At 74.8% G+C, this 22,860-nt stretch carries 17 protein-coding genes; 8 read left to right on the top strand and 9 right to left on the bottom strand.

The genetic code is table 11. The features are described from left to right. Positions 1 to 34: 34 nt before the first annotated feature. Both GYH36_RS05870 and GYH36_RS05865 read right to left on the bottom strand, forming a co-directional pair. Positions 35 to 1,495, bottom strand: a complete 1,461-nt coding sequence (locus tag GYH36_RS05870; protein ID WP_162289373.1) for a hypothetical protein — start codon at positions 1,493 to 1,495, stop codon at positions 35 to 37. A 94-nt stretch (positions 1,496 to 1,589) separates the two neighbouring features. Continuing rightward, the gene (locus tag GYH36_RS05865; protein ID WP_155099419.1) at positions 1,590 to 2,630 is read right to left on the bottom strand and encodes a Gfo/Idh/MocA family protein; all 1,041 of its coding nucleotides are present in this window, start codon (positions 2,628 to 2,630) and stop codon (positions 1,590 to 1,592) included. 162 nt (positions 2,631 to 2,792) lie between these two features. Between GYH36_RS05865 and GYH36_RS05860 the strand changes: the two genes are divergently transcribed. Next, complete coding sequence (locus GYH36_RS05860; RefSeq protein ID WP_024841755.1) at positions 2,793 to 3,506, top strand: HNH endonuclease family protein; 714 nt, start codon at positions 2,793 to 2,795, stop codon at positions 3,504 to 3,506. On the opposite strand, the gene GYH36_RS05855 is transcribed toward GYH36_RS05860, so the two are convergent. Continuing rightward, entirely contained in the window at positions 3,419 to 5,713 is a 2,295-nt protein-coding gene (locus tag GYH36_RS05855) for an MMPL family transporter (RefSeq protein ID WP_246209225.1), read from the bottom strand. The genes GYH36_RS05860 and GYH36_RS05855 overlap by 88 nt on opposite strands. A 104-nt stretch (positions 5,714 to 5,817) precedes the next feature. Between GYH36_RS05855 and GYH36_RS05850 the strand changes: the two genes are divergently transcribed. From GYH36_RS05850 to GYH36_RS05830, 5 genes are all read left to right on the top strand, one after another. Then, a complete protein-coding gene (locus GYH36_RS05850) occupies positions 5,818 to 6,321 on the top strand; it encodes a MarR family winged helix-turn-helix transcriptional regulator (RefSeq protein WP_024841753.1) in 504 nt (167 codons plus the stop codon). A gap of 9 nt (positions 6,322 to 6,330) precedes the next feature. Then, complete coding sequence (gene lipB / locus GYH36_RS05845) at positions 6,331 to 7,017, top strand: lipoyl(octanoyl) transferase LipB (RefSeq protein WP_024841752.1); 687 nt, start codon at positions 6,331 to 6,333, stop codon at positions 7,015 to 7,017. Between the two features lie 82 nt (positions 7,018 to 7,099). After that, entirely contained in the window at positions 7,100 to 8,422 is a 1,323-nt protein-coding gene (locus GYH36_RS05840) for an MFS transporter (RefSeq protein ID WP_162289371.1), read from the top strand. Positions 8,423 to 8,526: 104 nt separating this feature from the next. Continuing rightward, the gene (lipA, locus tag GYH36_RS05835; RefSeq protein ID WP_162289370.1) at positions 8,527 to 9,537 is read left to right on the top strand and encodes a lipoyl synthase; all 1,011 of its coding nucleotides are present in this window, start codon (positions 8,527 to 8,529) and stop codon (positions 9,535 to 9,537) included. A gap of 10 nt (positions 9,538 to 9,547) precedes the next feature. Further along, positions 9,548 to 10,288 (top strand): DUF4191 domain-containing protein, encoded by a 741-nt coding sequence (locus GYH36_RS05830; protein WP_162289369.1) that lies wholly within the window; start codon positions 9,548 to 9,550, stop codon positions 10,286 to 10,288. An 87-nt stretch (positions 10,289 to 10,375) separates the two neighbouring features. Here GYH36_RS05830 and GYH36_RS05825 read toward each other — a convergent pair whose 3' ends face one another. Then, a complete protein-coding gene (locus tag GYH36_RS05825) occupies positions 10,376 to 10,852 on the bottom strand; it encodes an RDD family protein (protein WP_162289368.1) in 477 nt (158 codons plus the stop codon). A gap of 261 nt (positions 10,853 to 11,113) precedes the next feature. Between GYH36_RS05825 and glnA the strand changes: the two genes are divergently transcribed. Beyond that, on the top strand, positions 11,114 to 12,538 hold the full coding sequence (gene glnA / locus GYH36_RS05820; protein WP_024841747.1) for a type I glutamate--ammonia ligase: 1,425 nt from the start codon (positions 11,114 to 11,116) through the stop codon (positions 12,536 to 12,538). A gap of 93 nt (positions 12,539 to 12,631) precedes the next feature. Here the strand turns inward: glnA and GYH36_RS05815 are convergent, their stop codons facing one another. The 5 genes from GYH36_RS05815 to GYH36_RS05795 form a co-directional block, all read right to left on the bottom strand. Next, positions 12,632 to 14,320 carry a flavin-containing monooxygenase gene (locus GYH36_RS05815; protein WP_162289367.1) on the bottom strand — a complete coding sequence of 563 codons (1,689 nt, stop codon included), beginning with the start codon at positions 14,318 to 14,320 and terminating at the stop codon, positions 12,632 to 12,634. 103 nt (positions 14,321 to 14,423) lie between these two features. Continuing rightward, positions 14,424 to 16,019, bottom strand: coding sequence for an SLC13 family permease (locus GYH36_RS05810; protein WP_155099425.1), 1,596 nt, complete (start codon positions 16,017 to 16,019; stop codon positions 14,424 to 14,426). Positions 16,020 to 16,120: 101 nt separating this feature from the next. After that, positions 16,121 to 16,504: a hypothetical protein gene (locus tag GYH36_RS05805; protein WP_024841744.1), complete on the bottom strand. Its 384-nt coding sequence runs from the start codon at positions 16,502 to 16,504 to the stop codon at positions 16,121 to 16,123. 3 nt (positions 16,505 to 16,507) lie between these two features. Then, positions 16,508 to 19,669, bottom strand: coding sequence for a bifunctional [glutamine synthetase] adenylyltransferase/[glutamine synthetase]-adenylyl-L-tyrosine phosphorylase (locus GYH36_RS05800; RefSeq protein ID WP_162289366.1), 3,162 nt, complete (start codon positions 19,667 to 19,669; stop codon positions 16,508 to 16,510). Further along, positions 19,666 to 21,003: a glutamine synthetase family protein gene (locus GYH36_RS05795; RefSeq protein WP_024841742.1), complete on the bottom strand. Its 1,338-nt coding sequence runs from the start codon at positions 21,001 to 21,003 to the stop codon at positions 19,666 to 19,668. Before GYH36_RS05795 ends, GYH36_RS05800 begins: the two co-directional genes overlap by 4 nt. 116 nt (positions 21,004 to 21,119) lie before the next feature. Here GYH36_RS05795 and GYH36_RS05790 point away from each other — a divergent pair, with 116 nt between their 5' ends. Next, positions 21,120 to 22,823, top strand: coding sequence for an NAD+ synthase (locus tag GYH36_RS05790; RefSeq protein ID WP_024841741.1), 1,704 nt, complete (start codon positions 21,120 to 21,122; stop codon positions 22,821 to 22,823). Positions 22,824 to 22,860 lie beyond the last annotated feature (37 nt).

Below are 22,860 nucleotides of genomic sequence, written 5' to 3'. Positions count from 1 at the left end.
TGGGCCGCTCGGGCCCGAGCCCGCTCGTCGCGGCTCAGCGCACCTCGACGACCCGCCACCCGTCGTCGGTCCAGCGCAGCACGAGCACGACCGTGGTGCGCGGGGTCGCGGGGACCTGGATCTCGCCGTCCGGCGTGCGCTGCCGGTGCGCCCCGACCGCGTAGTCGACCTCGACCGTCGCGTCCGCCGGGCCGCCGTCCGCGTCGGCCGCGGGTGACGACCACGACCCGACGGGACGCGCGTCGAAGACCTCCGCGCGCGCGTCGAGCACGTCGACCCCGGCCAGCTCGGCGAGCAGCGCCTCGTCCTGCTCGTGCGCGGGCGATCCGGCGACGACGATCGACGCGAGGTCCCCGGTCCCGTCCGCGAGCAGGGCCAGCCGGCGCTCCGTGAGCACCCGGGCAGCGCCGAGAGGGTCCGCGGGGTCGCGCGTCGCCCCGTCGTGCGACAGTCCCGCCACGGCGGTGGGCGTCTCCGCGTCCGCGGCGCCCGGGGTCGCGCGCCCCGGGCCGAGGACCGCGAGGACGGCCACGAGGACCGCCGCCCCGACGACGATCGCGACGCTCGTCCCCACGGCCCGCGCGGTCGACGGCCGCGGCGCCGTGGCGCGACGACCGGGGGCCGGCGCCGTGGCGGCCACTCGCCGCCCGGTGCGCATCCGTCGTCCCGGCCTCGCCGGTCTCGCCACCCGCCGCGCCCGGCGCGTCGCGGGGGCGGCGGCGTCGGCCCGACGCGCACCCGGGTCGCGGCGCGCGCCCAGGGCGCCCGCCACGAGGCGAGCGGCCTCGGGCATCGTCACGGGTCGCGGCTCGACGGCGTCGTAGCAGCGCGCCGCGAACGTCCCGGCGGCGGGCCGGGCCTCGGGGTCCTCGCGCAGCGCGGCCGCGAGCTCGGCGTGCAGGGCGGCGAGGTCGCGCGCCTCGGCCGGGTCCTCCGGCCCGGCGTAGGACGGGTGGCTCGACGCGGGCGGCGGCACGAGACCGAGCACGAGACGCGCGAGGTCGCGCACGTCGTCGGCGCTCGTGCCGGTCGCGGGCGCCAGCGGTGGCCGCAGGACGGCACGACCGGCCGGGGTCACGCGCACGCACGCGGCGTCGAGGCCGCCGTGCACGCGCGCGTCGCGGTGCAGCGCGGCGAGCCCCTGCGCGACGGGCACGAGGACGGTGACGGCCTCGGCCGCACGGAACGGCTCGCGCGCGCCCGCGAGCTCGTCGAGCGGCAGTCCGTCGACGTGGTCGACGAGCACCACGAGCGACGACTCCCCGGCCTGGAGCACGCCCCGCACGCCCGCGAGGTGCTCGTGGTCCTGCGACAGCGCGTCCAGGTGCTCGACGAGCGCGGCGCGCGCACCGGGCTCGGCCGGGACCTCGACGCGTGCGACCTCGCACACCGCACCCGTCGCGTCGGTCGCCACGACGCCCCCGGGCGCTCCGGGCTCGCGGCGCGGCGTCCACCCGGACGCCACGAGCACCGGGACGACGTCGGCGGGCTCCACGGGTGGTCGGGGACGGCGGGGGTGCGGCGACGGCATGCCCCCATCTCACCGTGCGCCGGGGGCGTGCGAGCCGTCGTCCACAGGACGGATCGGGTCAGACGTCGAGCAGGCGACCCTCGCGCGCGCTGCGGCGGGCGGCGTCGAGCACCTCGGCGGTCCGGACGGCGTCGTGCGGGTCCACGGGGACCGGGCCCCCGTCGAGGAGCCACGCCGCGACCGCGCGGTAGAAGTCCGCGTGGCCGCCCGGAGCCTGCGGCACGGGCTCGCGCTCGCGCCCGTGGGTCAGCCAGCCGAGCGTGCCCGCGGGGGCGACGTCGTCGAACACCTCGAACGGCGAGGCGTCGTTCTCGAACGTCGTGACGACGTACGCGCCGGCCGTCCCGAGCACGCGCGTCCGAGGGCCGGGCGCGCCGACGACGGAGCCGGCCCACAGCCGGCTCACGACCGTGTGCCCGTCGGCGTCCGGGGCGTGGTGGAGCACGAGGAAGACGTCGTCCTCGGTCGGGGTCGTGTGCGAGCGCAGCTCCGCGCCGACCCGCGTGACGCGCCCGAAGAGCTGGGTCGCCGAGTCCACGAGGTGCGGCCCCAGGTCGAGGAGGAGGCCGCCGCCGACGGGGTCGTTCTCCTTCCAGCGCTGCTGCGGCACCGGGCGCCAGCGCTCCCAGCGCCGCTCGAACGTGTGCACGCGACCGAGGTCGCCGCGCTCCAGCACGGCCTCCAGCGTGAGCTGCTCGGGGTCCCAGCGGCGGTTCTGGAACACCGTGAGCGGCGTGCCCGCCTCCTCGGCCGCCGCGACGACCGCGCGGGCCTCCGCCGCGCCGAGCGCGAGCGGCTTGTCCACGACGACGGGCACGCCCGCGCGCGCGAGCGTGGTCGTGTGGTCGGCGTGCAGGGCGGACGGGCTCGCGACCACGACGACGTCGTACGCGTCGCGGTCGGCGACGAGGCCCGCGAGGTCGTCGTGGAGACCCGCGCCGGGCCAGTCCTCGACGGCGGCCTCGCGGCGCTCGGGCGAGCGGACCACGACGGCCGTGACCTCGTGCCCGGCCTCGCGCACGAGGCGCGCGTGGATCCCGCGCCCCGCTCCCCCGTACCCGACGATCCCGACCCTGAGCGTGCGTGCGGCGCTGTCCATGGCGACCAATCTAGCCGCGCGTCGCGCCGGCGCCGGGAGGCTCCGCGACGTGGTCGGAGCACTCTCTCGGACCTGGCAGAATGTCGGCGTTGGTCCGGTATGGATCGCTGCGTACCGTCTCGCACGGGTCGGGCCGAGAATCGGTTTCGGGAAGGTCGTCCCTTGAGCACCACGAGCCGCCGAGTCCCTCGTCGGAGTGTCCTGCGCTACGTCCTCATCGCGCTCGCGTTCGCGATCGTCGTCGCGAACGTCGTCAACCAGCAGTCGGTCGCCGCGGACGACGCGCCCGACCCCTCCCCCGGCAGCGCGCTCGAGGCGCTCTCCCGGCTGGAGGTCAAGGGCCCGGGCCCCGACACCGGCTACGAGCGCGCGCTGTTCGGGCCCGCGTGGGCGGACGTCGACGGCAACGGGTGCGACACGCGCAACGACATCCTCACGCGCGACCTCACCGACATCACGTACTCGACGCGCGGCGACGTGTGCGAGGTGCGCACCGGGACCTTCCAGGACCCGTACACCGGCGAGACGATCGACTTCCGCCGGGGCAACGCGACGAGCATGGCCGTCCAGATCGACCACGTCGTCCCGCTGCTCGACGCATGGCGCAAGGGCGCCCGGACCTGGGACGACGAGACGCGTCGGCAGTTCGCGAACGACCCGCTCAACCTGCTCGCGTCCGACGGCCCGGCCAACCAGTCCAAGGGGGCGCGGGACGCGTCGGCGTGGCTCCCCCCGAACCACGCCTTCCGCTGCCCGTACGTCGCGCGCCAGATCGCGGTGAAGACCGCCTACGAGCTCGCGGTCACCCCGTCGGAGTCGGAGGCGATGGCGCGGGTGCTCGAGGACTGCCCGGCCGAGCCGCTCCCCGCGGGCTGATCGGGGGCTCCCGGCCCGCGGTCGAGCCGACCGAGCGCGCTCGGCCACCACGCGCGCCGCCCGACGTCGTGCACGAGGGCGGGCACGAGCAGCGACCGCACGACGAGCGTGTCGACGAGGACGCCGAACGCCACGATGAAGGCGAGCTGCGCGAGGAACAGCAGCGGGATGATGCCCAGCGCGGCGAACGTCGCGGCCAGCACGACGCCCGCCGACGTGATGACGGACCCCGTGACCGCAAGACCCCGCAGCACGCCCCGGCGCGTCCCGACCCGCAGGCTCTCCTCCCGCACGCGCGTCATGAGGAAGATCGAGTAGTCGACCCCGAGCGCGACGAGGAAGCAGAAGGCGTAGAGCGGCACGGCCGGGTCGGCGCCCGGGAAGTCGAGCACGTGGTTGAACACGAGCGCGGCGACGCCCAGCGCGGCCCCGAACGACAGCACGTTCGCGAGCATGAGCAGCACCGGCGCGAGCACGGACCGCAGGAGCAGGACGAGGATCAGCAGGATCACGACGAGCACGACGGGCACGATCACCCGCAGGTCGCGCTGCCCGGCGAGCTGCGTGTCGAGCCGCTCGGCGGCCGCGCCGCCGACCAGCGCGTCGGGCGACACGTCGTGCACGGCGTCGCGGAGCGCGGAGACGGTCTCCACCGCCTCCTGGCTGTCCGACGGCGCGTCGGTCGTGACGTCGACCCGCACCTGCCCGTCGACGACGAGCGGGTCGCCCTGGGCGGGCGCTCCGGGCGCGACCGCGGGCTGGTCGATGACGGGCGTCGCGGCCGCGACGCCGTCGGTGCCCTCGGCGGCCGCCACGACCGCGTCGAGGTCCGCCTCGGGCGCGATCACGGTGGCGGGCTGCGCGGACACGCCCTCGAAGTGAGCGGTGAGCGCCTCCTCGCCCGCGACGGAGTCGACGTCCGCGAGGAAGACCTCCGAGTCGCCCGTCCCGTCGGCGTCGAGCGTCGGGACGAACGCGGCGCACGCGGCGAGCACGACGGCCGTCGCGATCCACACGCGACGGTCGTGCCGGCCGACGAAGCTCGCGACGCGCGACCACACGCCGTGACCCTCGATGCTCACGCTGTTCTCGCTCTCGGGCGTCGCGGCGGTGGCCGCGTCGTCGTGCGCGGCGTGGTCGCCGTCGTACCGGGGCATGCGCGGCCAGAACAGTGCGCGGGACCGCTGCCCGGCGACGAGCAGGAGCGCGGGCAGGAGCGTGAGCGCCGCGACGAACGCGGCGCCGATGCCGATCGCCGCGACGGGCCCGAGGCTGCGGTTGGACGACAGGTCGGACAGGAGCAGGCAGAGCAGGCCCGCGATGACCGTGCCCGCGCTCGCGGCGACCGGCTCGACCGAGGCCCGCACGGCGCGGCGCAGCGCCGTGGTCGTCGACCGGACGAGGCGCAGCTCCTCGCGGTAGCGCGCCACCACGAGCAACGAGTAGTCGACCGCGGCCCCGACGACGAGGATCGACAGGATGCCCTGGGACTGCCCGTTGAGCGTCAGCACGTCCGCCGCGGCGAGCTCGTAGACGACGAGGCCGGCGAGGGTGAGCGCGAGCACGGCCGTGAGGATGACGATGAACGGCAGGATCGGCGAGCGGTAGACGACCGCCAGGATGACGAGCACCGCGCCGAGCGCGACGAGCAGGAGCACGGTGTCGATCCCGCCGAACGCGGTGACGAGGTCGGCCACGAACCCGGCGGGCCCGGTGACCCGGACGTCGAGCGCGGTGTCCGCGAGACCACCTTCGGACGACCCCTCGGCGGCGAGGTCGCGCAGCGCGCCGACGGCGAGCTCGCTCACGCTGTCCTCGTCGGCGCCGATCCGGTCGGACGCGACGGACGCGTCGAGCGACACGACGACGAGCGCCGCCTCCCCGTCCTCCGACGGCACGAGCACGGGGTCGGCGACGGAGACGTCGCCCACGGTCGCGGGCTCGTCGCCCGACGTGCCCTCGAGCGGGGCGCCGGGGAGGGCCTGCGCATAGGCGTCGAGCGCGGCGAGGTCGTCGGGCGTGAGCGCGCCACCGTCCTGGGAGGTCGCGACGACGAGCGCCGGCAGGGTCTCGGAGTCCGTGAACTCCTGCGCGACCTCCGCGGCCCGCGTGGACTCGGCGCTCGCGGGCAGGAACGCCGCGGCGTCGTTGGTCTGGACGCTGCTCAGCCGGCCCTGCGCCTGGCCGCCCAGGGCGCCGATGGCCATCCAGAGACCGATGACTGCGACAATGACCAGTCCGCGGAGGAACCCGCTCGTCCTATTGCTCAGCATGCTGAGGAATGGTGCCATGGTGCTGGGAGGTTTGCACGTTGGAGTACTCACCGAGCGACAGCACCGGGCCGTACGCCGGCCCGGACGTCGGCGACCCCGCGCCCTCGGACCCCCGGGAGTGGGCGACCGGTCGCCTGCTGTTCGCCGTCGCGCGCCGGATCGAGCGGGAGTGGAACGCCCACCTCGGCCGGTGGGACCTCAACCACGCCGGGTTCCCCGTGCTCATGCACCTGCTCGGCGGGCCGCAGTCGCAGCGCGCCCTCGCCGACGAGTCGGGTGTGACCGAGCAGACGATGAGCCGGATCGTGGCGCGGCTCGAGCGCGCCGGGTACGTGACGCGCACCGACGACCCGACCGACCGCCGTCGTCGCCTCGTCGCGATCACGACGGACGGGCGCGAGGCAGGGCTCGCCGCGGCGCGCCGTCGTCCCGCCGAGGAGCTCGCGACGCGCGGTCTCGGCGACGAGCAGGTCGCCGCGCTGCGCGAGGCGCTGCTCACACTTCTCGAGACCCTGCCCCGCTCCCCCCACGACGAGGACTAGCCTGTCCGGATGGACCTGCTCGCGCTGCCGGGGATCACGGACTACCACGCGGCCTGGGAGCTGCAGCGGACGGTGCACGACGACGTCGTCTCGGCCGCTCGGCCCGACACCCTGATCCTCGTCGAGCACCCCGACGTCTACACCGCGGGGCGCCGGACCAACCGCTCCGAGCGGCCCGACGACGGCACGCCCGTCGTCGACGTCGACCGCGGCGGGAAGATCACGTGGCACGGGCCCGGCCAGCAGGTCGTCTACCCGATCGTCCGGCTCGTCGAGCCCGTCGACGTCGTCGCGTACGTGCGCGCGCTCGAGGAGGCCGTCATGGCCGTCTGCGCGCGCCTCGGGCTCGCGACGATGCGCGTCGAGGGGCGCAGCGGCGTGTGGGTCGCCGCGGACGAGACGCGCCGCGAGCGCAAGGTCTGCGCGATCGGCGTGCGCGTCGCGCGCGGCGTGACGATGCACGGGCTCGCGCTCAACTGCGACCCGGACCTGTCGCGCTTCGACCGGATCGTCCCGTGCGGCATCGAGGACGCCGACGTGACGTCCCTCACGGCCGAGCTCGGGCGCGACGTCACGCTCGCCGAGGTCGCCCCGCTGCTCGTGGCGGCCCTGGAGGACGCGCTCGCTCCGCTGCTCGCCGCGAGCGCCGCCCCGGCGCCCGCCCCCGACGCCCCGCAGGACGCGCTCGCGGGCTAGGCTGGTCGCACCAGGGAACGTTCGCGCGCCGGAGTACGGGTGGGTCGGCGCGCGGTAGGACGTACCCCGAGGACCGCACCGCATGACCACCACCCCCGCGCGCCCCGCGTCGCGCGACGGCGCCGCCGCGCCGTCCCCCCTTCCGCCGCCGCCCGCGGCCCCTCTCCCCGCAGCCCCGGCCCGCGCCGGCTACGCGCGCCTGCCGCAGCTCGCGGGGCGCGCGTTCCTCCCGGTCGCCTTCCTCGCCCGGCTCCCGTTCTCGATGCTCACGATCGGGACGCTGCTGCTCGTGACGTCGACCACGTCGTCCGTCGCGCTGGGCGGGCTCGCGTCGGCCGCGACGGCGCTCGGGACCGCGGTCGGGGGCCCGGCCCAGGGCGTCCTCGCCGACCGCGTCGGCCAGCGTCGCGTCCTGCTCGTGTGCGTGCCCCTCGCGACGCTCGCCGTGCTCGGCCTCGTGCTCGCGGCCTCGGCTCCCGGCGCGAGCGCCCCGCAGGTCGGCCCGCTCGCGCGCGTCCGCTGGCTGCGGCTCGCCCACGCCGAGCCGCGGACCGTGGGCGCCGCGATGAGCTACGAGAGCACGGCGGACGAGGTGAGCTTCGTGCTCGGCCCCGCGCTCGTCGGCGTGCTCGCGTCCGCGGGCTCGCCCCAGGCCGCGGTCCTCGCGGCCGCCGGCGGCATCGCTGTCTTCGGCACGGCGTTCGCGCTCCACCCCACGGCGCGTGCCGCCGCACCGCACGCGCCAGACGCCGAGCCGGCACCCGGGACGACGGACGCACCGGTGGGCGCGACGCCCGCGCCCGCGACGCCCCGGGTGGGCACGGCGGCGCTCGTGCGGCGCGAGGGCGTCGCGCTCGTCGGCATGCTCGCGATGGGTCTGCTCTTCGGCGGGACGCAGGCCGCGCTCACCGCGCTGACCCGCGACGCGGGCGTGCCCGGCAGCGCCGGCCTCGTGTACGCCGTGATGGGCGTCGGCTCGGCCGTGACGGCGCTCGCCGTCGTCGCGCTCCCCCGCCGCTGGGGCCTGCGCGGCCGCTGGGTCACGTTCGCCGCCGGGCTGCTCGCCGGGACGCTCGCCCTCGTGCTCGCGGCCGCCGGCGGCTCGCTCGCCGCGGTCGTCGTCGCCGTCGCCGCGACGGGCCTGTTCGTCGGGCCGGTCATGGTCACGGTGTTCACGGTCGCCGGCGAGCGCGCGCCCGCCGGGCGGACCGCGGCGGCGATGACGCTCGTCGCGAGCGCGAACGTCGTCGGCGTCGCGACGGGCGCGTCGGGCGGCGGCGCCCTCGCGGACGGGGTCGCGACGACCGCCGCGTTCGCCCTGCCCGTCGTCGCGGCGGCCCTGCTCGTCGTCACCGGGGTGTCGTTGACGTCACGTCCACAGGTCGACCGCGACCGCGTAGTCTGACCGGAGTCCGGCGTCGTACCCGGGCGCGCGCACCCACCGTGCGCCGCCCACCCGCCTGCTCGGCGACGTCGGCTCTCACTCGCCACGACGACCGGGAGACACCCGTGACGATCGCACCAGAAGGACGGCGCATGCTGCGGGTCGAGGCCCGCAACGCCGCGACGCCGATCGAGAAGAAGCCCGAGTGGATCAAGACTCGCGCGACCATGGGCCCGGAGTACTCCGAGCTCAAGGGACTCGTGAAGCGCGAGGGTCTGCACACGGTCTGCGAGGAGGCGGGCTGTCCCAACATCTTCGAGTGCTGGGAGGACCGCGAGGCGACGTTCCTCATCGGTGGCGACCAGTGCACGCGGCGGTGCGACTTCTGCCAGATCGACACGGGCAAGCCGGCCGACTTCGACGCCGACGAGCCGCGCCGCGTCGCGGAGTCCGTCCAGGCGATGGGCCTGCGCTACTCCACCGTCACGGGCGTCGCGCGCGACGACCTGCCCGACGGCGGCGCCTGGCTCTACGCGGAGACGGTCCGCCAGATCCACGCGCTCAACCCGGGCACGGGCGTCGAGCTGCTCATCCCGGACTTCAACGCCATCCCCGAGCTCCTCGACGAGGTGAACGACTCGCGCCCGGAGGTGCTCGCGCACAACCTCGAGACCGTGCCGCGCATCTTCAAGCAGATCCGCCCCGGCTTCCGGTACGAGCGCTCGCTGTCGGTGCTCACGCGGGCTCGCGAGGCCGGCCTCGTCACGAAGTCGAACATCATCCTCGGCATGGGCGAGACGATGGACGAGGCGAAGGAGGCGCTGCAGGACCTGCACGACGCCGGCTGCGACCTCGTGACCATCACCCAGTACCTGCGTCCGTCGCTGCGCCACCACCCGGTCGACCGGTGGGTCAAGCCCGAGGAGTTCGTCGAGCTCTCCGACGCGGCCGAGGAGATCGGCTTCCTGGGCGTCATGTCGGGTCCCCTCGTGCGCTCGTCGTACCGCGCGGGCCGGCTGTGGGGCCAGGCGATGACGCGTCGCGGCATGCAGATCCCCGAGGCGCTCGCGCACCTCGCGGAGCCGACGACGTCGCGCCAGGAGGCCGCGAGCCTGCTGGCCCGCGCGCCCCACTAGACTGATCGGCATGGCCCGCAAGAACTCGGACAGCACCGGCGCGCCCGCCGGCGAGCAGGTCGCGAAGCAGAAGAAGCCCAAGAAGCAGCGCTGGTACCACCAGGTGTGGGCCGCGTACCAGATGACGCGCAAGCAGGACCCCGCGGTCACGTGGGTCATGCTCGCGGTGTTCGTCGGGATCCTCGTGGTCGCCCTCGGGATCGGGCTGTGGTGGGGACAGTGGGTCTACACGCTCATCGTCGGCCTGCCGTTCGCGGCGCTCGGCGCGATGTTCGTCCTGACCCGTCGCGCCGAGCGTGCGGCGTACCAGCAGATCGAGGGCCAGCCGGGCGCGTCACGCGCCGCGCTCGGGACGATCCGTCGCGGCTGGACCTTCGACGAGGAGCCCGTCGCGATCGACCCGCGCACGCAGGACCTCGTGTTCCGTGGGGTCGGCCGCGCGGGCGTCGTGCTCGTCAGCGAGGGCCCCGCGCACCGCGCCAGGCGCCAGCTCGAGGCGGAGCGCAAGCGCGTCGCGCGCGTGCTGCCCAACGTGCCCATCACGCTCATCCAGGTGGGCGACGACGAGGGCCAGGTCGCGCTGCCCAAGCTGCCGCGCACGGTGCAGAAGCTCAAGCCGACGCTCACCAAGCCGGAGACGGCCGAGGTGTCCAAGCGTCTGCGGGCGCTCGGCGTCTCGCGCCTGCCGATCCCCAAGGGCATCGACCCGACGCGCGCCCGCCCCGACCGCAAGGGCCTCAAGGGTCGCTGACCCGCACCGCACGCACGACGACGCCCGGCCGGGCGAGGTCTTCCCTCACCGGCCGGGCGTCGTCGTCTGCGGGCGACGCCGCCACGGTCAGGTGCGGACGAGGACCGTCCCGGCGGCGCGGTCGTGCAGGCCGCGGCCGTCGGAGTCCCACACGACGGCCGGGATGACGAGGCACAGGAGCACCGTGCGCAGCACGCCGCGGCCGATGCCGACCATGCGCGCGGGCTCGGCGAGCCGCCGCACCCGCATGCCCATGAGCCGGTGGCCGACGGTGAAGCCGAGCGTGCTCACGAGCAGGACGTTCTCGATCGCGAAGACCAGCGGCTGCGCCCACACGGGCAGCGCGGAGATCCCCTCGAAGAAGCCCGGCACGGCCGGACGGAAGAAGAGGAAGGCGACGAGGGTGGCGAGCACCCAGTCCACGAGCAGCGCGACGACGCGCCGCCCGAGCGTCGCGAGCGACCCCGGGCCCTCGGGCGGGAGGCCGAGCCTCGCGCCGCGTCCGCCCTGCTGACCGCCCGGGGCGCCCTCGAGCCACGAACCCATGTCCTCGCGTGAAACCACGGGACAAGGGTACGTGTCGCGGGGTGGACGACCCCGACGGCCCCGGTCCGGGCAGCGGTATCGTGCCGAACGGCACACCGCCAGCCGACGGCTGCCGCACGCCCTCGCGTAGCACGACCGTCACACGGGGACGCGGGACGTAACACGACCGAAACAATGGGTACACGGCGGGGAAACCGCCTCGGCCTAGGTTCGTGGGCGCCACGACAGCGGCAGGTTCGCCGCGCAGCCCGACGGCACCACCCGATCAAGGAGCAACGGATGTTCAACAACGCGGAGGAGGCAATCGCCTTCACGCGGAACGAGGGCGTCGAGTTCGTCGACGTCCGGTTCTGCGACCTGCCCGGCATCATGCAGCACTTCAACATCCCCGTCTCGCAGTTCGACGAGTCGGCGTTCGAGGACGGCCTGATGTTCGACGGCTCGTCGATCCGCGGCTTCCAGGCGATCCACGAGTCCGACATGAAGCTCGTGCCGGACGTCAAGACCGCGTTCGTGGACCCGTTCCGCAAGCGCAAGACGCTCGTCGTGAACTTCTCCATCGTCGACCCGTTCACGGGTGAGCCGTACTCGCGCGACCCCCGCAACATCGCGGCGAAGGCCGAGGCGTACCTGCGCTCGACGGGCATCGCGGACACCGCGTTCTTCGCGCCCGAGGCCGAGTTCTACGTCTTCGACGAGGCCCGCTTCGCGACGAACCAGCACTCGAGCTTCTACCACCTCGACTCGGTCGAGGCGGCGTGGAACACCGGTCGCGAGGAGGAGGGTGGCAACCTCGCGTACAAGACGCGCTACAAGGGCGGCTACTTCCCCGTCTCCCCGTCGGACCGCTTCGCGGACCTGCGCGACGACATGGTCGCGTCCCTCGAGACGGTGGGCCTGTCCGTCGAGCGCGCGCACCACGAGGTGGGCACCGCCGGCCAGCAGGAGATCAACTACCGCTTCAACACGCTGCTCCACGCGGCCGACGACCTGATGAAGTTCAAGTACGTCATCCGCAACGTGGGCTTCGAGGCCGGCAAGTCGGTCACGTTCATGCCGAAGCCGATCTTCGGCGACAACGGCTCGGGCATGCACTCGCACCAGTCCCTCTGGAAGGACGGCGAGCCGCTGTTCTTCGACGAGAAGGGCTACGGCGGTCTCTCGGACATCGCCCGCTGGTACATCGGCGGTCTGCTCAAGCACGCGCCGGCGCTGCTCGCCTTCACCAACCCGTCGGTGAACTCGTACCACCGCCTCGTGCCGGGCTACGAGGCCCCGGTCAACCTCGTCTACTCCGCGCGCAACCGCTCCGCGTGCATCCGCATCCCCGTCACGGGCTCGTCGCCCAAGGCGAAGCGCGTGGAGTTCCGCGTGCCGGACCCGTCGAGCAACCCGTACCTCGCGTTCGCCGCGATGCTGCTCGCCGGCATCGACGGCATCAAGAACCGCATCGAGCCGCCGGAGCCGATCGACAAGGACCTCTACGAGCTGCCGCCGGAGGAGCACGCGCAGATCGCGCAGGTCCCCGCCTCGCTCGGTGAGGCGCTGGACGCGCTCGAGGCCGACCACGAGTTCCTCACGCAGGGCGACGTGTTCACGCCGGACCTCATCCAGACGTGGATCGACTACAAGCGCACCAACGAGATCGACCCGATCCGCCTGCGCCCGCACCCGCACGAGTTCGAGCTCTACTACGACATCTGACCGGTCGGCCCCAGGGCCCTGCCGAGGATGACCGGGAACGGCGTCCGACCGCACGCACCGCGTGCCGGTCGGGCGCCGTTCGTCGTGCTGCGGTCAGACCGCCGGGCGCACGGCCTCGGGTGCGGCGTCCGCGGCCGGCACGTGGGCCGACGGCAGCCCCGACCCCGGGCGGAGCCCGGCGTAGTGCTCGACCTCGGCGCGCGCGCACTCGTCCTGGTAGACGTGCCCGCCGCCGAGGTACACCGCCATCTCCTGGCGCTTGCCCGGGACGTTGCCGCCGAGGAACCACGCGCCGGCCTTGCGGCCCTCCTCGTACATGACGGTGGCCCGGGCGGCGCGGTCGACCTCGGCGCGCCACCACTCCTCCGCCTCGCGCGTCGCCTCCAGCTGGGCGACGTCGTTCTCGCGCGCGTACGCGATCGCGCGCTGCAGCCACTGCGCCCCGCGCTGCACCGGGACCGTGAGGTTGGACAGCGGCGTCTGGGGGCCGAGCGACATGAAGAAGTTGGGGAACCCGTGGACGGAGATGCCGAGATAGGTCCGCAGGCCGTCGCGCTCCCACCGCTCGCGCAGCGTGACGCCGTCGCGCCCGACGATGTCGAACGCCGTGAGCGCACCCGTCATGGCATCGAACCCGGTGGCGAGGACGAGCATGTCGAGCTCGTGCTCGTCGTCCCCGACGACGACGCCGCGGGGCGTGACACGCGTGATCGGCGTCCTGAGCACGTCGACGAGCTCGACGTTCTCGCGGTTGAACGCGGCGTAGTACCCGTGGCCGGTGGGCGGCCGCTTGCCCATGAAGGTGTACGTGGTGGGGCTGAGGAGCTCGGCGGTCCGGGGGTCGTCGACGATCTCGCGGATCTTGCCGCGCAGGAACTCGGAGGCGAGGGCGCTCGCCTCGGGGCTCGAGACGAGGTCGGTGAAGCACTCGTTGGCGAACCGGAAGCCGCCCGCCTCCCAGCGCGACTCGAACACGCGGAGGCGCTCGTCGTCGTCGACCTCGAGCGCCGACCGCGTCGGGATCTCCATGGGCACCCCGAACGGGTGGCGGCACGCGCGCTCGAAGACCTCGTCGTAGCGCGCGCGCAGCGCCGCGAGCTCGTCCTGCGTGACGGGCGGGCTCGTCGTCTCCAGGACGTAGTTGGGGGTGCGCTGGAAGACGGTGACGTGCGCGGCCTCGGCGGCGAGCTCGGGCAGCATCTGGATGCCGGACGCCCCGACCCCGACGAGGCCGACCCGCTTGCCCGCGAGCGACACGCCCTCGTGGGGCCACCGCGCGGAGTGGTACGTCGGCCCGGCGAACGTCTCGAGCCCGGGGATGCGAGGGATCACGGGCCGCGACAGCAGCCCGGTCGCGGACACGAGGTACGTCGCGTGCAGCCGTGATCCGTCGTCGAGGGTGACGGTCCACCGGTTCGTCGCGCCGTCGTGGTCGGCGCGCTCGACGCGGGTGCCGAGACGGATGTCGCGGCGCAGGTCGAGCCGGTCGGCGACGAACTCGAGGTACGCGCGGATCTCCCCGCCGCGCGGGTACCGCTCGCTCCAGTCCCACTCCTCGCGCACCTCGCGGGAGAACGAGAACGCGTAGGCGAGGTACTCGGAGTCGGTCCGCACACCGGGGTACCGGTTGGCCCACCACGTGCCACCGATCCCGGCGGCGGCGTCGACCACGAGCACGCGCAGCCCGATCTCGCGCAGGTGGTGCAGCATCGCGAGCCCTGAGTACCCGGCCCCGATCACGACCGCGTCGTACGTCTCGCCGTCGCCTGTGGTGGTGGTCATGCGGGACTCCCCGTGTCGGTCCGTCAGGACGCCGCGGGCGTCCGCCCGGCGACGCGACATACCGTGCCACGGGCGGGCGCGTCGTGCGCGCCGGACGGCGCGCTCAGAACGGCCAGACGACCGGCACGTACAGGACCGCGGCGACGAGGAACAGCAGGGCGAGGGGCAGGCCGAGCCGCCAGTAGTCGCCGAACCGGTACCCCCCGGGCTGCAGCACCATGAGGTTGACGGGCGTGGCGATCGGCGTGAGGAACGCGGCCGCGCCCGCGACGGTGAGCGCCATCATGAACGGCTGCGGGCTGGTTCCGAGGCTCTGCGCGAACGACAGCGCGACCGGCGCCATGACGAGGACGGTCGCGACGTTCGAGATGAACTGGCCGAGCACGATCGTCAGGACGCACACCACGAGGAGCGCGAGCCGCGGCGACCCGTCGCCGACGACCGCGAGCACCGCGTCCGCGATCTCCTCCGCCGCCCCGGACGACACGAACGCCCCGGAGAGCGGGATGAGGGCCGCGATGAGCACCACGGTGTCCCACGAGATCGCGCGGAACGCCTGCGGGACGGTGACGACGCGCGCGAGGACGAGGGCCCCGGCCGCGAGCAGGCCCGCGATCACCGGCGGGACGACGCCCGTCGCGAGCAGGACGATCGTCACGACGAGCACCGCGAGGCAGCGCCGCCAGCCGCGCCCGAGCGGCACACCGCGCTGAAGGCTGCGCGACGAGTCGACGGCGATGACGTCGGGCGACTGCGTGTACCGGTGGAGCGCGTCCCACGGGCCGCGCACCAGCACGGCGTCGCCGGGCTGGAGCGTCATCGCGCCCGACGGCTCGTCCGAGCTCGGGTCGGTCGACCGGCCGTCGCCGCGGCGGAGCGCGACGACGACGAGGTTCTCGTCGCGCGTGGTCATCCCGGGGCTGACGATGCGCCCGCTGAGGGTCGAGCGCGGCGCGATGACCACCTCGACGACCCCGACGCCCCCGGTGAACAGGCGCCGGGGGTCGAGGTCCGCACCGTAGTTCTCGCGCCACGTGCGCACCCGCTCGCGCGGGTCCGCCGCGGGCTCGGCGAGGCGCTCCGGCACGCGCTCGGGCAGCAGCCGGTCCCCCAGCGTCACGACGAGCACCGCGGTGACGAGGACAAGCGGCAGCCCGACGAGCGCGAACTCGAAGTACCCGAACTCGCGACCGCCCGCCTCGGCGGCCGCCTCCGAGACGATGATGTTCACGGGCGTGCCCGTGAGGGTGAGCAGCGACCCGGCCCCGGCGGCGAACGCGAGCGGGACGAGCATGCGCGACGGCACGATGCCGGCGCGCGCCGCCGCGACGACGGCGACGGGCAGGAGCGCCGCCACGGCCCCGTTGATGCTGATCACGGCCGCGAGCAGAGCGGTGACCCCGACCATGAGCGCGAGGAGCCCGGCCCGTCCGAGCGACGCGCGCCGTTCGAGCCACTGCCCGATCCACGCCGTCACCCCTGTGGAGTCGAGGGCCTCGCTGAGCACGAACAGCGTCGCGATGAACAGCACGATCGGGTCGCTGAACCCTGCGAGCGCCTCGTCGAGCGGGAGCACGCCCGTGGCCCACAGCGCCACGGGCACGAACAGCGCGACGACGACGAGCGGCAGACGGTTGGTCATGAAGCCGACGACCGCCAGCGCCAGGACGACGAACGTCGCGACCGTCGGATCGATCATGCGCACTCCCGGACGTCTCGGCCGTCGCCACCCCGCGACGTCACGATGCCACATCCCGCGCGCGGCCGGCGCGCCCCCAACGGCCGTGGCCCCCTGCGCGGTCAGGCACGCTCGCCCCGCGCGACGAACGCCGCCCCCACGAGCAGCAGGACGAGCGCCGCGACCACGAGGCCGAGGAGCGCGAGCGCGCGGGTCCCGCGCACGGGACCCGCGTCCACGAGGCGCGCGCACGCGGCGCACGCGAGCGCCGCCAGCGCCCACGCCGCCGTGCCCCCGAGGGGCTCGGGTCGGCGCCAGACGACCGCCAGCACGACGGCGAACACCGCGAGCGCCGCCGCGACCCACGCCGCCCCGCGCAGCCGCCACGCGAAGAACGACCCGCCGCGCGCGGCACGGCCCGCGGACGGCGCGGCGGGGGTGCGGAGCGCACGCGGCTCGTGCCGCGCGTGGAGCCCGGGGCCGGGTGGCTCGCGGCGGCGGGCCACCGGTCAGTCCTCGCCGTAGAAGAGGCGCTCCATGACGGCGCGCGCCCGCCGGGCCGTGCGCAGGTAGTGGTCCTCGAGCTCGGCGCCCGTGTCGACGTCCGGGAGGTCGAGCACGCGCGCGAGGCCGGTGAGCGCGAACCGGTCGTGCGGCAGCACGTCGACCGTCGTGCCGGTCGTGCGCCCCGACCACAGCACGAGCGCGCTGCGCAGCCGCGAGGCGAGGAGCCACGCCTCGCCGAGGACCGCGGCGTCGTCCTCGGCGACGAGGTCGGCGGCCACGGCCGCGTCGAGCGCCTCGACCGTCGACGTGGTGCGCAGCGCCTCGACCTCGTGGGCGTGCTGGAGCTGGAGCAGCTGGACGGTCCACTCGACGTCGGACACTCCCCCGCGCCCCAGCTTGAGGTGCCGCGACGCCTCGACGCCGCGCGGCAGCCGCTCGGACTCGACGCGCGCCTTGATGCGGCGGACCTCGCGGAGCTGCGCGAGGTCGAGCCCGCCCGCGGGGTACCGGCGCCGGTCCACGACGGCGGCGAACCGCTCGCCGAGCCCGGCGAGGTCACCCGCGACGGGGCGGGCGCGCAGGAGCGCCTGGGCCTCCCACACGCTCGACCACCGCTCGTAGTACTCGGCGTACGAGGCGAGCGAGCGCGCGAGCGGGCCGTTGCGCCCCTCGGGGCGCAGGTCGGCGTCGACGGGCAGCGCGGGCTCGGGCCCGACGGCGGACAGGAGCTGGCGCAGCCGGGTCGCCACCGCGAGCGCGTACGCCTGCGCGTCGCGCTCCGCGGCGCCGGGCACCGGGTCGTGCACGAACATCACGTCGGCGTCCGAGCCGTAGCCCATCTCGCGTCCCCCGAGCCGGCCCATCGCGACGACGAGCATGCGCGCGGGCGCGGAGCCGACGTCCTGCGCGTCGTGGCCGAGCTCGTCGCGCGCGACGAACTCCGCGATCCGCAGCGCGCCCGCGAGGACGACGTCGGCGGCGTCGGAGATGCTGCGCGCGGCCTGCACCGCGTCGACGACGCCGAGCAGCTCGGCCGCCCCGGTGCGCGCGAGCTCGCGGCGCCGGACGGCGCGCAGGCTCACGGTAGCGGGGTCGACCTGGTCCGCGCGCGTGAGGATCGCGTCGGTCTCGGCGGCGAGGCGCGCGATGCCGCGCGGGGCGAGGTCGGCGTCGGACGCGAGCCAGCGCACGGACTCCGGCGAGCGCGCGAGCGCGTCGGCCATGTACCGCGAGTTCGACAGCAGGTGCGCGAGGCGCTGGGCGGCGGACCCGGAGTCGCGCAGGAGCTTGAGGTACCAGTGCGTCGTGCCCAGCGTCTCCGACAGCGTCCGGAACGCGAGCAGGCCCGCGTCGGGGTCGGCGCCCTCCGCGAACCAGCCGAGCATGACGGGCAGGAGCTGGCGCTGGATCGCCGCGCGCCGGCTGACGCCCTCGGTGAGCGCCGTGACGTGCCGCATGGCGCCCGCCGGGTCGCGGTAGCCGATCGCGGCGAAGCGCGCCTTCGCGGCCTCGGGTGCGAGGCTCACCTCGTCCGGGGAGAGCTGCGCGACCGCGGGCAGGAGCGGCCGGTAGAAAATCCCCTCGTGCAGGCCGCGCACCTCCCGGCGCGTCGCGCGCCAGCGCTCGCTCAGCCCGGACGCGCCCTCGGCGCGCATCCCGAGCGAGCGCGCGAGGCGCCGCAGCTCGTCCTCGGCGGTCGGGACGAGGTGGGTGCGGCGGAGCCGGAAGAGCTGGATGCGGTGCTCGAGCGAGCGCAGGAACCGGTAGCAGACCCCGAGCCGGGCCGCGTGCTCGCGACCCACGTACCCGCCGGCGGCGAGCTCGCCGAGCGCGGTGAGCGTGCTGCGGCTGCGGATCGACTCGTCGGCGCGACCGTGCACGAGCTGGAGGAGCTGGACCGTGAACTCGACGTCGCGCAGGCCGCCCTTGCCCAGCTTGAGCTGGCGGTCCGCCTCCGCAGCGGGCACGTGGTCCTCGACGCGGCGGCGCATCGCCTGCGAGTCCTCGACGAAGTTCTCCCGGCCCGCCGCGGACCACACGAACGGCGCGATCGCGTCCTCGTACGCACGCCCCAGGTCTCGGTCCCCCGCGACCGTGCGCGCCTTGAGCAGCGCCTGGAACTCCCACGTCTTGGCCCAGCGCTCGTAGTACGCGACGTGGCTCGCGAGCGTGCGCACGAGCGGGCCCTGCTTGCCCTCGGGCCGCAGCGCCGCGTCGACCTGCCACAGCGCGGGCTCCCCGGACGTGCCGGAGCACACGCGCGCGAGGCTCGTCGCGAGCCGTGCGCCGACCGTCGTCGCGTGCTCCTCGTCCTGGCCGTCCGCCGGCTCGACGACGTAGATCACGTCGACGTCCGAGACGTAGTTGAGCTCGCGCGCCCCGCACTTGCCCATGCCGATGACGGCGAGGCGCACCCCTGCGCCGTGGTCGTCGAGCTCAGCGCGCGCCACCGCGAGCGCGCCCTCGAGCGCGGCGGCCGCGAGGTCGGCGAGCGCCGCCCCGACGGCCGGCATCCGCGTGAGGGGGTCGGGCACGGTGAGGTCGGTCGCCGCGATCCGCAGGATCCGCTCGCGGTAGGCGCGGCGGAGCGCGTCGACGCGCTCGGGGCCGGGCGCGTCCGCGACGGGCACGGCCGCGTCGGGGTCCGCGCCCACGGCGCGCAGCAGCTCGGCGCGCACGTCGCGCGCGTCCACCCCGGTCCCGGGGGTGGGGTCGGCGACGACCCGCAGCAGCTCCGGGCGCCGGACCACGTCGTCGCCGAGCGCCACGGAGGCGCCGAGCACGGCGAGCAGGCGCTCGCGCGCGGGTCCGGGGCGCAGGCACGTGCGCGCGAGGTCGGCGAGCGGGCCGCGCGCCTCGACCTCGGGGCGCAGCGCGCCCGCGAGACGCACCACCTGCAGGAGCGCGAGGTCGGGGTCCGCGGCGGACCCGAACGCGGTGAGCAGCTCGTCGTCGACGGCCTGTCCCGCGTCCGCGGCACCCCCGCCGTCCGCGCCCTGCGCGTCCGGCCGCGCGCCACCGTCGAGCAGCAGCGCGAGGTCCGCGTCGGCGAGCAGGCTCGCGGAGCGGGAGATGTCGGCGAAGCCGACGCGCGCGAGGCGACCCGTGAGCGTCGGCCGGCGGGACCCGCCGGACCGACCTGACGTCGTCGTGGACCCGCTCACAGGACCTGGAGGAACCGCTTCAGCTCGAACGGCGTCACCTGGGCGCGGTAGCCGTCCCACTCCTGCCGCTTGTTGCGCAGCACGAAGTCGAAGACGTGCTCGCCGAGCGTCTCGGCGACGAGCTCGGACCTCTCCATGACGGAGATCGCCTCGTCGAGCGACTGCGGGAGCGGCTTGATGCCGAGCGCGCGACGCTCCGCGTCGGTGAGCTCCCACACGTCGTCCTCGGTCTCCTCGGGCAGCTCGTAGCCCTCCTCGATGCCCTTGAGCCCCGCGGCCAGCATGACCGCGAACGCGAGGTACGGGTTGGCGGCCGAGTCGAGCGCGCGGTACTCGACGCGGCTCGAGTTGCCCTTGCCCGGCTTGTACATGGGTACGCGCACGAGCGCGGAGCGGTTGTTGTGGCCCCAGCACACGTAGCTCGGCGCCTCCGCGCCGCCCCACAGGCGCTTGTACGAGTTGACGTACTGGTTCGTGATCGCGGTGATCTCCGCCGCGTGCACCAGCAGGCCCGCGATGAACTGGCGCGCCGTCTTCGACAGCTCGAACTGGGCGCCGGGCTCGTGGAACGCGTTGCGGTCGCCCTCGAACAGCGACAGGTGCGTGTGCATGCCCGAGCCGGGGTGGTCCGCCATCGGCTTCGGCATGAACGACGCGAACACGCCCTGCTCGAGCGCCACCTCCTTGACGACCGTGCGGAACGTCATGAGGTTGTCGGCCGTGGTGAGCGCGTCGGCGTAGCGCAGGTCGATCTCGTTCTGGCCCGGACCGGCCTCGTGGTGGGAGAACTCCACCGAGATGCCCATCGACTCGAGCATCGTGATCGCGGCGCGACGGAAGTCGTGCGTGCTGCCGCGCGCGAGGTGGTCGAAGTACCCGCCCTGGTCGACCGGGACGAGCGGCGACTCGGCGTCGGCCGGCTGGTTGAACAGGTAGAACTCGACCTCGGGGTGCGTGTAGAACGTGAACCCCTTGTCGCTCGCCTTCGCGAGGGCGCGCTTGAGCACGTTGCGGCTGTCCGCGAGCGACGGCTCGCCGTCCGGCGTGAGGATGTCGCAGAACATCCGCGCGGTGCCGTGGCGCTCGCCGCGCCACGGGAGCACCTGGAACGTCGTCGGGTCGGGCCGCGCGATCATGTCGGCCTCGTACACGCGCGTGAGGCCCTCGATCGAGCTGCCGTCGAACCCGATGCCCTCGGCGAACGCCGACTCGAGCTCCGCCGGCGCGACCGCGACCGACTTGAGCATGCCGAGCACGTCGGTGAACCAGAGCCGGATGAAGCGGATGTCGCGCTCCTCGACCGTGCGGAGCACGAACTCCTGCTGCCTGTCCATGCGGTACATCCTGCCTGATCCGTGTGACGAACGGGTGACACGGTCGTGTGGCGGACGTCGCGCGCCGCGACGCCCCCGCGCACGAGCCGCGCGCGCCGCTCGTCTAGGGTGGACGCATGGCTGATCTGCGCGTCGCGCTGGCACAGGTCGACACGTGCGTGGGGGACCTCGACGGCAACGCCGCGCTCGTCCTCGAGCGCACCCGCGAGGCGGCGACGGCGGGCGCGCAGCTCGTCGCGTTCCCCGAGATGACCCTCACCGGGTACCCGATCGAGGACCTCGCCCTGCGCGCGTCGTTCCGTCGCGCCGCGTGGGACGCCGCCGCGGACATCGCGGCGCGCCTGGGCGCCGAGGGGCTGGGCGGGATCACGGTCGTGCTGGGCACGGTCGGGACGTCGGGCGCCCCGCGCGGCGCGGGCGCCGCCGAGCGCGAGGCGTCGGGCTCGCCCGCGGACCTCCCGACGAACCGCGCGGTCGTGCTGCGCGACGGCGTGGTGCAGGCCGCGTACGACAAGCACCACCTGCCGAACTACGGCGTGTTCGACGAGTTCCGCATCTTCGCGCCCGGCGAGACCACCACGGTCGTCGAGGTCGAGGGCCGACGCGTGGGCGTCGCGATCTGCGAGGACATCTGGCAGGAGGGCGGCCCGGTCGCCGAGATGGCGACGCTCGACGAGGCGGGGAACGGGCTCGACCTGCTGCTCGTGCTCAACGGCTCCCCGTACGAGGAGGGCAAGGGCCACGTCCGCACCGACCTCGCCGCGCGGCGCGCGCGCGAGGTGAGCGCGCCCGTCGCGTACGTCAACCTCGTCGGCGGCCAGGACGACCTCGTGTTCGACGGCGGCTCGTTCGTCACCGACGCGACGGGCGCCGTCGTCGCGACCTCCCCGCAGTTCGTCGAGGACCTGCTCGTGTGGGACCTGCCGGCCGACGGTGCGCCGCGCGGCCCGCGCGCGCCCGAGCTGCACCCCGACGAGGAGGTCTACCGCGCGTGCGTCACGGGCCTCGCCGGGTACGTGCGCAAGAACGGCTTCCGGTCCGTCGTCCTCGGCGTCTCGGGCGGCATCGACTCCGCGCTCACCGCGGCGATCGCCGCCGACGCGATCGGGGGCGAGAACGTCGTCGGCGTCTCCATGCCGTCGCGCTACTCCTCGGAGCACAGCAAGGACGACGCCGCGGACCTCATGAAGCGGCTCGGCGGGGACTACCGCGTCCAGCCCATCGCGCCCATGGTCGAGGCGTTCCAGGGCGAGCTCGAGCTCGAGGGCGTCGCGGAGGAGAACCTCCAGGCGCGCGTGCGCGGCGTCGTCGTCATGGCGATCTCGAACCGCGAGGGACACCTCGTCATCGCGCCCGGCAACAAGTCCGAGCTCGCCACGGGCTACGCGACGATCTACGACGCGGGCAGCATCGGCGGGTTCGCGCCGCTCAAGGACGTCGACAAGTCGCGCGTGTGGCAGCTCGCGCGGTGGCGCAACAACCTCGCGGTCGACCGCGGCGAGATCCCGCCGATCCCCGAGTCGTCCATCACCAAGCCCCCGTCGGCGGAGCTGCGGCCCGGCCAGACCGACCAGGACTCGCTGCCGCCGTACGACCTGCTCGACGAGGTGCTCGACGCGTACATCGAGCACGCCGAGGGCCGCGCGGAGCTCCTCGCGCGCGGGTTCGACCCGGAGGTCGTCGACAAGGTCGTCACGCTCGTCGACCGCGCCGAGTGGAAGCGCCGCCAGTACCCGCCGGGCCCCAAGGTCACCGCTCTCGCGTTCGGCCGCGACCGCCGCCTGCCCATCACCAACCGCTGGCGCGAGCCCGTCGACTGACGCCGCCACCCCGCGCGTCGCCCGACCCGTCCCCGTA

Origin of the sequence: Cellulosimicrobium composti, from assembly GCF_010287905.1 — a bacterium.
Classification (GTDB): Bacteria; Actinomycetota; Actinomycetes; order Actinomycetales; family Cellulomonadaceae; genus Cellulosimicrobium; species Cellulosimicrobium composti.
Note: the sequence above shows the minus strand (reverse complement) of the source record. Positions and strands in the feature narration are given on the sequence as shown.